This is a genomic window from Croceicoccus estronivorus, assembly GCF_001625325.1.
In the GTDB taxonomy this organism is placed as follows: Bacteria; Pseudomonadota; Alphaproteobacteria; order Sphingomonadales; family Sphingomonadaceae; genus Caenibius; species Caenibius estronivorus.
Window position 1 is genome coordinate 244400 of record NZ_JRQQ01000002.1, and the last position, 12194, is coordinate 256593.

Consider the following 12194-nt stretch of genomic DNA (forward strand, 5'->3'; position numbering starts at 1 on the left):
TTCTGATGATCGCCACACTGCTGCCAGCGGGCCTCAATCCGTCACTGATAGCATCGGCAAACGGGATCGCACTCAGTCTTTGCGGCAGTGCTGGTGCCAGTGTGACAGTTCCTCTGGGCGCTCCGTCCCTTCCCGGCACCAATGGCAGCGCATGCTGCGCAAAAGGATGCCACGGCTCTCAGGAACGCAAGCGCCTGCGCGGTCAGCCAGCAACCTGATCCGGCGCGGCTGAAATATCGATGTACCGCCGGTCATAATAGGTGAGCGGCTTGGCATTATCCCGATGCTGGGCGCCGATAAGCTCGCCAATGAAAATGGTGTGAGTACCAAAGCTGTGGCGATCAACCGTCTTGCAGATCAAACTGGACTGCGCATTCGCGAGGACCGGCACGCCCATCTGATCCGCCCACTCTCCGATCTCGAAGCGGTCTTCACCCTTCTTCGCCATAAAACAATCGGCCACATCACGGTTGGCAAGGCCCAGAACGTTTACGCAGAAGATATCTGCCTCCATCAAAGGGGCATGAACCGAAGCATCCTGATTGATGCAAATGAGAAGTGATGGTGGATCGAAACTGACCGAAGAAACCGCAGTCGCCACAATTCCGTAACGCTTGCCCTCAACAGTCGTTGTGATTGCATATACCGCAGCGGCGATGTGCCGCATGGTGTTCTGGAATTCGTCGAGGATTAGTTCGCGCTGCATTGTGGCTCCTGAGTGAATGTTTCACCTCGCTTCGCACATGGTACCCCATGAACGCAACCGCAAATAGAATTAAAATGTGATATTTCTTGTTGCGTGCACATTTAAATGTGATACCACAGTCTCATGAGCACATCGACAATTGACAAGGTTCGCACGCTGGTTTCTTCCGGCCAGATGACCAAAGCCGCCCTTGCGCGCGCCGCCGGGCTTCATGCCAATACTCTTCGCGATTGCATAGATCCTGGCTGGAATCCAACTGCCGAGACTCTGAGCAAGCTCGACCGCTTCCTCTCTGCCAACGACGATCGTCCCATGCTGGTTCCGATTGAGGAGATCATCGACGAAGCTCGCAACGGACGAATGTTTATCCTTGTCGACGATGAAGACCGGGAAAATGAAGGCGATCTTATCATCCCCGCCCAGATGGCGACTCCTGCCGCTATCAATTTCATGGCGACTCACGGCCGGGGCCTGATCTGCCTGTCGATGACTGGCCAGCGGTGTGAACAACTGGGCCTCAATGCCATGAGCCCGAGCAACGGAACCCGGCACGAGACCGCCTTTACGGTTTCGATCGAAGCCCGTGAAGGCGTCACCACCGGAATTTCCGCCGGAGACCGCGCCCGTACGGTTTCAGTGGCGATTGATGGCACCAAGAGCCGGGAAGACATCGTCACCCCCGGCCACGTATTCCCGCTGCGCGCACGCGATGGCGGCGTTCTCGTCCGTGCCGGCCACACCGAAGCTGCAGTGGATATATCGCGTCTTGCCGGTCTTAACCCTTCGGGCGTGATCTGCGAAATCATGAATGACGACGGCAGCATGGCAAGGCTGGATGATTTGATCAGCTTTGCCCGGCTCCATGATCTCAAGATCGGGACAATTCGCGACCTGATCGAATATCGGCGCCGTAATGATCACTTGGTCGAATGCGTTACCGAAGCTCCGTTTGTTTCGGATTACGGCGGCGAATGGACTGCCAAGACCTATCGCGACAAAGTCGAAGGGGCTGTGCACGTAGTTCTGCAAAAGGGCCATGTCATCCCCGGCGAGCCGACTCTGGTGCGAGTGCATGCAATTTCAATCTACTCGGATGTGCTTGGGCAACCCGGCCCATCCAAGCGCACCCTGCAAAGAGCCATGGTGGAAATAGGCCGCCAGGGCGCAGGCATCATTGTGCTGCTCATGCCCAACGATCCGGATCAGCTGAACCGTGAGGTTGGCGACGCCAAAGGCCCTGCGATGGACCTACGTAGTTACGGCATCGGCGCCCAGATTCTGGCCGATCTCGGCGTGCATGACATGATCCTGTTGAGCAATACGCCACGCAACGTGGTGGCCATCGATGGTTATGGCATCAACATCGTCGACCAGCACAATATTCCGGAAGGCTGAATCCATGGCCCGTTTTCTCATTGTCGAAGCCCGTTTTTACGACCACCTGAATGACATGCTCGTGTCCGGGGCGAGAGCAGCTTTGGAAACCGCAGGTCACGATGTCGATGTCGTTACCGTACCCGGCGCTCTGGAAATCCCCGGTGCGATTTCTCTCGCCGAACAGTCGGACCGCTACGACGGTTTCGTCGCCATCGGTGTCGTGATCCGTGGTGAAACCTATCACTTTGAAATTGTAGCTGGCGAAAGTGCGCGCGGCATCATGGCGCTGACCATGGACGGCATTGCTATCGGCAACGGCATCCTCACGGTCGAAAACGAACAACAGGCTCTGGTCCGCGCAGACCCCGAACAAAAAGACAAAGGCGGAGAAGCAGCCAAGGCCGCTCTTGCGTTATATGAATTGCAGGGACGCTTCGCCTGACGATCCGTCTCCGCCGACAAAAACGCTGCAATCAGCAAATGGAGTATCTGCATGAACGGTCCGGTCGAATGGTTGGCGGCAATTGGAACCATGATTGCTGCCGGCTTGATCGCCACGGATACAGGCAGAAAAACGACCGGCTGGGGCTTCGTCCTGTTTTGCCTGGTATCCGCCACCTGGGTGGTTACCGGGCTAGTGGATCACGCCCTTCCCATCGCGGCAATGAATGCGATGCTATTCCTCATCAACGTATGGGGTGTTTGGCAATACCTCCTCAGCCCGAAAAATCGCCGCAAGCTCAAACGCTTGGAGGAGCTTGAAGAACAGGCTGAGGAGGATGTCGAAAACGGTCAGGCCTGACGGGGTTAGCCGGCACGCCGGCCAAAGCATCCTGCCCCGGCATAACGGGCGGCACCCCCCAGTTCCTCTTCAATGCGGATCAACTGGTTGTATTTTGCAAGCCGGTCCGACCGTGCCAGAGAACCAGTCTTGATCTGGCCGCAATTGGTCGCAACCGCGAGATCGGCAATCGTCGCATCTTCGGTCTCTCCCGAACGGTGGGACATGACTGCCGTATAGCCGTTGCGTTGAGCGATGCTGACAGCCTCCAGGGTTTCGGTCAGAGTGCCGATCTGATTGACTTTCACCAGAAGTGAATTGGCCAATCCCTGCCCGATACCCATTTCAAGCCGCATGGGATTGGTCACGAACAGGTCATCACCGACCAGTTGAACCTTATCTCCAACCTTGGCCGTCAGCGCAGCCCATCCGGCGAAATCATCCTCGCCCATTCCATCCTCGATCGAACGAATTGGGTAAGCTTCGCAGAGATTGGCGAGATAATCTGCCATTTCTTCGCCCGTGAGCGAGAGCCCTTCGCCGGAAATCTCATACTTGCCGTTGCGGAAGAATTCCGTCGAAGCGCAATCCAAAGCCAACGCGATGTCGCTGCCTGGCTTGAAACCGGCCTTCTCAATCGACTCAAGCACGAAATCGAGCGCGGCGCGTGTGCTTGCGAGATTGGGCGCGAAGCCCCCTTCATCACCAACGGATGTAGAGAGCCCCTTTTCTGCCAACCCCTTCTTCAGGGTATGGAACACTTCCGCACCCCAACGCAAGGCTTCCGCAATCGAATCCGCCCCTATCGGCATGATCATGAATTCCTGGAAGTCGATCGGATTGTCTGCATGTTCGCCGCCATTGATAATATTCATCATCGGCACCGGCAGCATATGAGCAGAAACTCCGCCAACATAAGAATAGAGCGGCAGACCACGCGCATTGGCAGCGGCCTTGGCGGCAGCAAGGCTGACACCCAGAATTGCATTTGCGCCTATCCGGCTCTTGTTCTCGGTCCCGTCGAGTTCGATCATCGCGAGGTCAACGTCTCGCTGATCTTCCGCGTCGAGGCCGAGCAAACGCTCGGCGATTTCACCATTAACTGCATCGACGGCTTTCAATACACCCTTGCCCATGTAGCGAGACTTGTCGCCATCGCGCAGCTCAACCGCCTCATGCGCGCCTGTGGATGCCCCGGAAGGAACTGCGGCCCGGCCGAAGCTACCGTCTTCCAGCAACACATCGACTTCGACGGTGGGGTTGCCGCGGCTATCGAGAATTTCACGGCCGTGGATGTCAATGATCGCCGTCATGGTTTAACGCTCCGTTTCATGCTGCAATGCATTATGTTATGAAGATGCGGCCTCCTAGCTATGGGAACCATGGCAGGCAAGTCGCGTTGAAAAGAGGGGCGGGAAATGGCACTTTCCGTCTGATATTCGTCAGTCCACGAGATCAATAGAGAGGACTATCGTCATGGCCGAGAGCACCACCCGCAAAAGCACCCGTTCCACAAAGGCGAAGAGCACCGCAGCCCCTCCCGTCGACAACCGCACGGAAGCAAAGTCAAAGTTTTCTGCGGCTTTGGAGGAAGCGAAAGCTGGCGTCGCCGCCTTGGGGCGCGAGGCGCAGGTTCAGGCCGATAGCCTCAAGGGAAAAGCAATGGGCAAACAGGCCGAGTGGCAATCCGAAGCCAAGACCTACAGCGAACAAGCTAAAGCCAAAGCAGGAGAATTCGCGTCCGACGCAAAGGTCTATGGTGATCAGGCAAAGGCCAAGGCAAGTAAACTTGCAGCCGACGGTAAAGCCAAGACCAGCGAAGCTTTGAGCTTGCTTGGCAAGACTGTAGCGGACAATGCCAGCACAATCGATGAAAAGCTGGGTGAAAAATATGGAGATTACGCCCGCTCCGCGGCACGATCCATCCAGGAAACAGCAGCCAAGCTCGAAGCGAAGAGCGTCGAGGACATGGGTGAAGATGCCAAGGAGTTCGTCCGCAAGAGCCCCGGCCTTGCTGTCGGCATTGCCGCTGTCGCCGGCTTCATGGTTGCACGGTTGTTCAAAGGCTCGAAGAATTGATTTCAATACCGGTCAACGGTTCGATCACTAGCCATGGATGAACGGGACGAAGACGCGGAAAATCTCCGGCATGAGATACCGGATCAGCAGAATGAATCCCTTTTTGACGATGTCAGCGGTCTGATTGACGATGGGCGCACGCTCATCGAAGCGGAGTTGGCATATCAAAAAACCCGCTTTGCCTATGCAGGGCGAAGGGGACGGAATGCTGTTGTCTTTGGAATACTTGCAGCAATTTTGGCGGTGTTCGCCCTGTTCGGGCTCGTTGTCGGGGCGATCTTGGCGCTTACTCCCCACTTTACTGCTTGGGGGGCGACAGGCGTGGTCGCAGGCTTACTACTGATATCGGGAATCTTGTTTGCCTTGTTAGCAGCCAGAAACGCACGATTGATTGCAAAGGTCTTCAAAGAGGGAGAGTGATGGGTAGGCAAGAAAGAATTTTGTCGGAATACAAGGCATTGCGGGATGCCGCTCATGCCGCATTTCGAACCAATCTTGACCTTGTCCGTTCGGAGTTTGCCCCAGAGGCTATCGCACAACGCGCAGGCGAAAAGGCCTCTGCCCTATCCAGCAGTGCCACAGAAACAATCAAACATCATCGCGGAGCCCTTGTAGGAGGCATTGCTGCGGCAACACTCGCCGCCACACTCGTCTTTTGGTTGAGGCGCAGCTCGTCTCAGGGCGAAAATTGTAACGATGTGGAGGGGGACAACGATGAAGATAAGGAAATCTCATGACCGATGATCCCCAACTTAAAGACATAAAGCAACGTGTGGAAGCCGCTGAGACGCGAAACAGCCAGCGATTGGCCGACCGTGCAGCACAAGCAAAAAACCGTGTCGCGACATTTATCGGCGAGCATCCTGTCGCATCAATTGCCAGTGGCATTGCTGTGGGCACGTTAATTGGCACGCTCATTCCTAAACGGCGGGCCTCTGTTAAAATGGGCGCTCTCGCGGCGCTGGTCGCTGAAGCCGGTGCTGAGATTGCCCAGCGCAGTTGGCAATCGGCCCGCAACACTGGTCGTGCTGGACAGAAAAGCCTCGAACATTTAGGGGATCGCGTATCGGACAGCACAATCGGCCTACGCGAGGAGATCGAGCGCTTTGCAGAAGAAGCGATCGAGAATGTTCGTAGTGCCGGCAAGCAAGCGTCCCAACAGGCCAAGAGCGTGACCGGGAAAATCGGGTCACATCTTCGCCACTGAATCCCGCCAGGATATAGCGGGAGCCTGCGGGAGAGGCCGTTCGTCAGTTTATTTCCAAAGGTCTAAACAACATGCAGCTTCTTCACCTGGTAATGGGCGGGCGCGTCAAAAACCCCCAAAGTCTCGAATTTGAGGATCTGACGAAGATCGACTTGGTGGGTGTCTACGGCACTTATGCCGAAGCGGAGGAAGCTTGGCGCAGCCATGCGCAGCGCACTGTCGATGATGCTGAAATGAAGTATGTCATTGTTCACCTGCACAAACTGCTGGAGCCCAAGCTCCCAGGTGAATGATGGAATGACGAACCGGCGCACATGCGCCGGTTCGTTGATATTCAGATGAATTCAATCTTGTCGACAAGATAAAAGCGTTCACCCGAGGGCACGGTAACTTCAATTTCGTCACCTACCTTGCGCCCGATCAGCGCCTTGCCAAGCGGCGAATTATAAGAAATTCTTCCCACCTTGGCGTCAGCTTCAGTCTGACCGACGATCTGATAACGCACTGGTTTATCATCATCGTCCAAAAGGGTCACAGTCGCACCGAACACGACCTTGTCACCCGACAGCGTTGTGGGGTCGATAATCTGAGCCCGGCTGACGCGATCTTCCAGATCGGAAATCTGCGCCTCGACCTGACCTTGCCGTTCTTTTGCCGCATGATATTCGGCATTTTCCGAAAGGTCACCATGAGCACGCGCCTCCTCGATCGCATCGACGATACGCGGCCGTTCTTCCCTCAGGGCCTTAAGATCGGCAGTCAGCTTCTCATAGCCTTCCGCCAGCATCGGCACCTTTTCCATAAGAACTACCCCACTCCGTTAAGGTCTTCCGGTCAATAGGACCCCCGCCATTTCACGCACCATGCGGAGAAACGGTAGCAATCCAATCCTGATGTCGGGAAGACGCTGGTGTCTTAGGCGTAATAATCCTGAAGTGAGCGTACTTCAAGTTCGCTTGTTTTGGCAGCCGTAATCGCCTTTGCCACGGCCACGGATGCAGCTGCGGTGGTGAAATAAGGCACCTTGTTTTCCAGAGCCGATGCACGGATCGATTGCGAATCTTTCAGGCTCTGCCAACCTTCCGTGGTATTGAAGATTATCGCAACGTCACCGTCGATAATCTTGTCGACCACATGCGGCCGCCCTTCCAGAACCTTGTTCACCTGCTCAACCGATAGACCGGCCTTGATCAGATAGTCGTGGGTCCCGCCAGTCGCAATGACCTTGAACCCATTCTCGATCATCTCCTTCACAGCCGGCAAGATCACCGGTTTGTCGCTGTCCTTAACGGAAACGAAAAGCACACCCTTTTCCGGAAGCCGGAGACCAGCCCCCATCTGCGCTTTGAGAAAAGCCATCGGGAAATCGCGATCAATGCCCATGACTTCCCCGGTTGATTTCATTTCCGGTGACAGCACCGGATCAGTGCCAGGGAAACGGGTAAAGGGAAACACGGCTTCCTTGACTGCCATGTAATCCACCTCGCGCCGGATCGGCGGCAGGGAAGACAAGGCTTCACCGGCCATTACACGCGCAGCAATCTTTGCGACAGGGCTACCCACAGCCTTGGCGACAAATGGTACGGTACGACTCGCGCGAGGATTAACTTCGATCAGATAGACTTCGCCATCTTTAATCGCGAACTGCACATTCATAAGGCCACGGACATTGAGACCCCGAGCGAGGGCATCGGCCTGACGCTCCATCTCTGCCACGATCTCATCTGTCAAACTGTAAGGCGGAAGAGTGCAAGCGCTATCGCCCGAATGAACTCCCGCTTCTTCGATGTGCTGCATTACACCTGCAACTACGACCTGTTCGCCATCACAAAGGGCATCGACATCGCATTCGATCGCGTCCCTCAAATATTGGTCGATCAAAACAGGGCTGTCGCCTGACACGTTGACTGCAGTCGCAATGTAATCGTCAAGTTGGGCTTCCGAGTCGACGATTTCCATCGCCCGGCCGCCCAGGACATAAGATGGACGCAGCAAAACGGGGTAACCGATCCGTGCGGCCACAGCTGCGGCTTCATCCCGACTCCGAGCAATCCCGTTAGCCGGCTGTTTGAGACCAAGCTTTTCGACGAGCGCGGAGAAACGTTCCCGATCTTCAGCCAAGTCGATCGCATCAGGCGATGTACCAAGGATCGGAATCCCGGCATCTTCCAGCGGCTGGGCCAATTTGAGTGGAGTTTGGCCTCCAAATTGCACGATAACGCCTACCAACTCGCCTTTGCTCTGCTCAACCCGCAGAATTTCAAGCACGTCTTCAGCCGTCAGCGGCTCGAAATAAAGGCGATCCGAAGTGTCGTAATCGGTCGAGACAGTTTCCGGATTGCAATTGATCATGATTGTTTCGAACCCTGCTTCGTCAAGCGCAAAGCAGGCATGGCAACAGCAATAATCGAACTCGATGCCCTGCCCGATCCGGTTCGGCCCCCCGCCCAGGATCACAACCTTGCGGCGATCCGTTGGCATCGCCTCATCTTCCGGTTCACCAAAGCTAGGCGCCTCATAAGTCGAATACATATAGGGCGTAATTGCTTCGAATTCGGCGGCACAACTGTCGATCCGCTTGAATACCGGGTAGACGCCGAGTTTGTGGCGCAACTCGCGCACTTCTTCCTCACTGGTCGCACCAGCCATGGCGCGGATCGCATCGTGCAGCAGGCCCGAACGCTTGGCCTGTGTCTCACCCAGCCCACCAGCGACATGGACGGAGCGGACAGCTAAAGTGGCAAGGCGCTTGTCAGAAAAGCCCATGGCCTTCACGCGACGCATTCCTGCTGCGTCTGTGGGCAAGCCATGCTCCGAAATCTGTGTCTCTTCGGAAATGATTTCCTCGATATGGCGCAGGAACCACTTATCATACGCAGTGATCGCGTGGACCTCGTCCACGGTGAAGCCTTCACGGAAAGCCTGCGCAATTTTCAGAATACGATCCGGTGCGCGCACTGAAAGCGCAGCAGTGACGGCTTCTTTCCCGGCCCCCTCAAGCTCAACAACGCGATTGAAACCGTCCAACCCGGTTTCAAGCCCGCGAAGAGCCTTCTGCATGCTTTCCTTGAAATTCCGGCCAATAGCCATGACTTCGCCGACCGACTTCATGGCCGTGGAAAGCTCTACCTTGGCGCCTTTGAATTTCTCGAACGTGAAACGCGGAATTTTGGTGACGACATAGTCAATGGTCGGTTCGAAACTGGCTGGAGTCGCCCCTGTGATCTCATTAGTGATCTCGTCCAAAGTGTAGCCAACAGCGAGCTTGGCCGCGACCCGCGCGATCGGGAAGCCGGTGGCTTTCGATGCCAGCGCCGAACTACGTGACACACGGGGATTCATCTCGATCACGATCAGGCGACCATCATCCGGATTGACCGCGAACTGAACGTTGGATCCGCCTGTTTCAACTCCGATCTCCCGCAGCACGGCAATGCTCGCGGAGCGCATGATCTGGTATTCTTTATCAGTTAAAGTCAGTGCCGGGGCAACGGTGATGGAATCGCCCGTATGCACGCCCATCGGATCGACATTTTCAATCGAACAGATGATAATCGCATTGTCGTGCTTGTCGCGCACGACTTCCATTTCATATTCTTTCCAGCCCAGCAGGCTCTCTTCGATCAACACTTCAGTCGTGGGGCTGGCATCGAGCCCTTCCCGCACAATCTTTTCGAATTCTGCCTTATTATAGGCAATACCACCGCCAGTACCGCCGAGCGTGAAGCTTGGGCGGATGATTGAAGGCAGGCCTGTGTTCTCCAACACAGCGAAAGCTTCGTCCAACGTATGCGCCACACCGCTACGCGCGGATTCCAGGCCAATCTTGTCCATCGCTTCACGGAAACGCTGCCGATCTTCAGCTTTATCGATTGCGTCGGCATTGGCCCCGATCATGGTCACGCCGAATTTCTCCAGCACTCCCATGCGTTCGAGATCGAGCGCACAATTAAGCGCCGTCTGCCCGCCCATCGTCGGGAGCAAGGCGTCAGGCCGTTCTTTCTCTATGATCTTCGCAACCACATCCGGCGTAATCGGCTCTACGTACGTCGCGTCCGCAGTCTCCGGATCGGTCATGATCGTCGCTGGGTTAGAGTTGACGAGGACCACACGGTAGCCCTCCTCTTTCAGCGCCTTGATCGCTTGTGTGCCGGAGTAGTCAAACTCGCAGGCCTGGCCGATGATGATCGGGCCAGCGCCAATGACGAGGATCGAGGAGATGTCTGTGCGTTTTGGCATTAGCCGAGCGATCCCACGAATTTCTGAAAAAGGTAGAAGCTATCTTGCGGACCAGGCGAAGCCTCCGGGTGATATTGCACGCCGAACGCATTCTTACCCTTGATTGCAATTCCGCAATTGGAGCCATCGAACAAGGAAACATGCGTTTCCTCGATATTATCGGGCAACGTCGCATTATCAACCGCGAACCCATGGTTCATGCTGGTGATCTCAACCAGTCCTTCAGTGGGCCCCCAATTGCCGCCCACTCGCTTGACAGGATGGTTCGCCCCACGATGCCCTTGATGCATCTTGGAAGTCTTGGCCCCTGCGGCAAGCGCCAGCATCTGATGGCCGAGGCATATCCCGAACAGAGGGATGTCCCGGTCCAGCAGCCCCTTTATAACGGGCACCGCATATTCCCCGGTCGCTGCCGGGTCGCCCGGACCATTGGAGAGAAACACTCCGTCCGGCTTACAGGCCAATACCTGCTCCAGAGACGCATTTCCGGGAAGCACGGTAACCTTGGCCCCTGCTTTCACCAGATTGCGGAAAATATTGTCCTTGGCCCCGAAATCGAGTGCGACCACATGGGGACGGCCTTCACTCTCACCGAGGGAATAGCCTTGGCCTAATGTCCACGCACCGCCACTCCAGCCTTCCTCACCTTTGCGGCTGACCACTTTGGCAAGATCCATCCCAACAAGGCCGGGCCAATCCTGGGCCTGCCGCAGCAAGGCCGGAATGTCGAAGCGTCCTTCAGGATCATGAGCGATCACAGCGTTAGGCGCACCTGCCAAGCGGATGCGCCGTGTCAGCGCTCTGGTATCGATGCCGGAAAGACCGATCTTGCCGTTATCGGCCATCCAATCGCCAAACGTTCGTTCCGCGCGAAAATTGGACGGCGGAGTGACTTCCTCGCGCACTATGCAACCCACAGCCCCTTCGACGTGAGATTCGACATCTTCGTCGTTGGTCCCGACATTCCCGATATGCGGGAAAGTGAACGCGACGATCTGTGATGCATACGATGGGTCGGTCATCACTTCCTGATACCCGGTCATCGAAGTGTTAAAGCAAACCTCGCCCACTGCATTGCCGGTGGCGCCGAAGCCCTTCCCCCAAATCACAGTTCCGTCAGCGAGCACGAGAACGCCCGTCGCCCCATCGGGTAGGGGCACGTGCAAAGAGGCGGCGTCGGCCATAGGGGCTGCTCCGTCAGTAAGAGGTTTTGGCGATGTGCGCTAAGGCCCACCGGCTAGACGTGGCTGGGCCCTGGGTCAAGCTATCGGCAAACAAATATATCGGCTAAGATACTCATGCCCACCGGGCGGATCCTTAAATTATTGAGAGGAAAGTTTTTCCGATGCTCCGCGATTCGATCACGCAAGCCCAAAAAGATGCCATGAAGGCTCGCGAAAAGGATCGTCTGGCAGCTATCCGCCTGATCCTGGCCAAGATCAAGGATCGGGACATTGAGTTGCGCACCTCCAGTGCCACTGGCGACGATGATGCTATAATTGGAGAAGTCCTCCAGAAAATGGCCAAACAACGCCGCGAATCCATCGCGATGTATGAGGATGGCGGTCGGCAGGAACTTGCCGATCAGGAGAAGGGAGAGCTTGCGGTCATTGAAGAATTTCTGCCGCAACAGATGTCCGAAGATCAGATGAAAGCCGCGATCGGAGAGATCAAGACAGAGCTGAGCGCCGAATCGATCAAAGACATGGGCAAAGTGATGGGTGAATTGAAGGCGCGCTACGCAGGCCAGATGGATTTCGGCAGGGCCTCCAGTCTCGTAAAAGCCAGCTTCGGCTGAGTAAGAC

13 protein-coding genes are annotated in these 12194 nt (G+C 55.9%); 8 read left to right on the plus strand and 5 right to left on the minus strand.

Translation table 11 applies throughout. From position 1 onward, the window contains the following. Positions 1-202: 202 nt before the first annotated feature. The gene (locus MB02_RS04400; RefSeq protein WP_067533091.1) at positions 203-706 is read right to left on the minus strand and encodes a flavin reductase family protein; all 504 of its coding nucleotides are present in this window, start codon (positions 704-706) and stop codon (positions 203-205) included. Between the two features lie 123 nt (positions 707-829). Here MB02_RS04400 and ribB point away from each other — a divergent pair, with 123 nt between their 5' ends. Genes ribB through MB02_RS04415 form a run of 3 tightly spaced genes read left to right on the plus strand, consistent with a single transcriptional unit; the run spans position 830 to position 2885 of the window. Then, on the plus strand, positions 830-2101 hold the full coding sequence (ribB, locus tag MB02_RS04405) for a 3,4-dihydroxy-2-butanone-4-phosphate synthase (protein ID WP_067533094.1): 1272 nt from the start codon (positions 830-832) through the stop codon (positions 2099-2101). A gap of 4 nt (positions 2102-2105) precedes the next feature. Next, positions 2106-2525: a 6,7-dimethyl-8-ribityllumazine synthase gene (gene ribH, locus MB02_RS04410; RefSeq protein WP_067533097.1), complete on the plus strand. Its 420-nt coding sequence runs from the start codon at positions 2106-2108 to the stop codon at positions 2523-2525. Between the two features lie 51 nt (positions 2526-2576). Beyond that, the gene (locus MB02_RS04415; RefSeq protein ID WP_067533100.1) at positions 2577-2885 is read left to right on the plus strand and encodes a hypothetical protein; all 309 of its coding nucleotides are present in this window, start codon (positions 2577-2579) and stop codon (positions 2883-2885) included. Positions 2886-2890: 5 nt separating this feature from the next. On the opposite strand, the gene eno is transcribed toward MB02_RS04415, so the two are convergent. Further along, entirely contained in the window at positions 2891-4177 is a 1287-nt protein-coding gene (gene eno, locus MB02_RS04420; protein WP_067533103.1) for a phosphopyruvate hydratase, read from the minus strand. Between the two features lie 163 nt (positions 4178-4340). On the opposite strand from eno, the gene MB02_RS04425 reads away from it, so the two are divergent. The 4 genes from MB02_RS04425 (at position 4341) to MB02_RS04445 (ending at position 6443) form a co-directional block, all read left to right on the plus strand. Continuing rightward, the gene (locus tag MB02_RS04425; protein ID WP_067533106.1) at positions 4341-4943 is read left to right on the plus strand and encodes a hypothetical protein; all 603 of its coding nucleotides are present in this window, start codon (positions 4341-4343) and stop codon (positions 4941-4943) included. 33 nt (positions 4944-4976) lie between these two features. Beyond that, positions 4977-5363, plus strand: a complete 387-nt coding sequence (locus MB02_RS04430; protein WP_067533109.1) for a phage holin family protein — start codon at positions 4977-4979, stop codon at positions 5361-5363. Positions 5364-5676: 313 nt separating this feature from the next. Further along, positions 5677-6150 (plus strand): hypothetical protein, encoded by a 474-nt coding sequence (locus tag MB02_RS04440; RefSeq protein WP_067533115.1) that lies wholly within the window; start codon positions 5677-5679, stop codon positions 6148-6150. Between the two features lie 71 nt (positions 6151-6221). Continuing rightward, on the plus strand, positions 6222-6443 hold the full coding sequence (locus tag MB02_RS04445; protein ID WP_067533118.1) for a DUF4170 domain-containing protein: 222 nt from the start codon (positions 6222-6224) through the stop codon (positions 6441-6443). 41 nt (positions 6444-6484) lie between these two features. On the opposite strand, the gene greA is transcribed toward MB02_RS04445, so the two are convergent. The 3 genes from greA to carA all read right to left on the minus strand — a co-directional run bounded on the left by greA (position 6485) and on the right by carA (position 11573). Then, positions 6485-6952, minus strand: a complete 468-nt coding sequence (gene greA / locus MB02_RS04450) for a transcription elongation factor GreA (RefSeq protein WP_067533121.1) — start codon at positions 6950-6952, stop codon at positions 6485-6487. 113 nt (positions 6953-7065) lie between these two features. After that, a complete protein-coding gene (gene carB, locus MB02_RS04455) occupies positions 7066-10389 on the minus strand; it encodes a carbamoyl-phosphate synthase large subunit (protein WP_067533124.1) in 3324 nt (1107 codons plus the stop codon). Continuing rightward, positions 10389-11573 carry a glutamine-hydrolyzing carbamoyl-phosphate synthase small subunit gene (carA, locus tag MB02_RS04460; RefSeq protein ID WP_067533127.1) on the minus strand — a complete coding sequence of 395 codons (1185 nt, stop codon included), beginning with the start codon at positions 11571-11573 and terminating at the stop codon, positions 10389-10391. Before carA ends, carB begins: the two co-directional genes overlap by 1 nt. Positions 11574-11734: 161 nt before the next feature. Between carA and MB02_RS04465 the strand changes: the two genes are divergently transcribed. Next, positions 11735-12187, plus strand: coding sequence for a GatB/YqeY domain-containing protein (locus tag MB02_RS04465; RefSeq protein WP_067533130.1), 453 nt, complete (start codon positions 11735-11737; stop codon positions 12185-12187). Positions 12188-12194 lie beyond the last annotated feature (7 nt).

Coding starts and splice junctions, on each gene's coding strand:
- MB02_RS04400 (WP_067533091.1), bottom strand. CDS start 706: ATGCAGCGCGAACTAATCCTCGACGAATTCCAGAACACCATGCGGCAC.
- ribB (WP_067533094.1), top strand. CDS start 830: ATGAGCACATCGACAATTGACAAGGTTCGCACGCTGGTTTCTTCCGGC.
- ribH (WP_067533097.1), top strand. CDS start 2,106: ATGGCCCGTTTTCTCATTGTCGAAGCCCGTTTTTACGACCACCTGAAT.
- MB02_RS04415 (WP_067533100.1), top strand. CDS start 2,577: ATGAACGGTCCGGTCGAATGGTTGGCGGCAATTGGAACCATGATTGCT.
- eno (WP_067533103.1), bottom strand. CDS start 4,177: ATGACGGCGATCATTGACATCCACGGCCGTGAAATTCTCGATAGCCGC.
- MB02_RS04425 (WP_067533106.1), top strand. CDS start 4,341: ATGGCCGAGAGCACCACCCGCAAAAGCACCCGTTCCACAAAGGCGAAG.
- MB02_RS04430 (WP_067533109.1), top strand. CDS start 4,977: ATGGATGAACGGGACGAAGACGCGGAAAATCTCCGGCATGAGATACCG.
- MB02_RS04440 (WP_067533115.1), top strand. CDS start 5,677: ATGACCGATGATCCCCAACTTAAAGACATAAAGCAACGTGTGGAAGCC.
- MB02_RS04445 (WP_067533118.1), top strand. CDS start 6,222: ATGCAGCTTCTTCACCTGGTAATGGGCGGGCGCGTCAAAAACCCCCAA.
- greA (WP_067533121.1), bottom strand. CDS start 6,952: ATGGAAAAGGTGCCGATGCTGGCGGAAGGCTATGAGAAGCTGACTGCC.
- carB (WP_067533124.1), bottom strand. CDS start 10,389: ATGCCAAAACGCACAGACATCTCCTCGATCCTCGTCATTGGCGCTGGC.
- carA (WP_067533127.1), bottom strand. CDS start 11,573: ATGGCCGACGCCGCCTCTTTGCACGTGCCCCTACCCGATGGGGCGACG.
- MB02_RS04465 (WP_067533130.1), top strand. CDS start 11,735: ATGCTCCGCGATTCGATCACGCAAGCCCAAAAAGATGCCATGAAGGCT.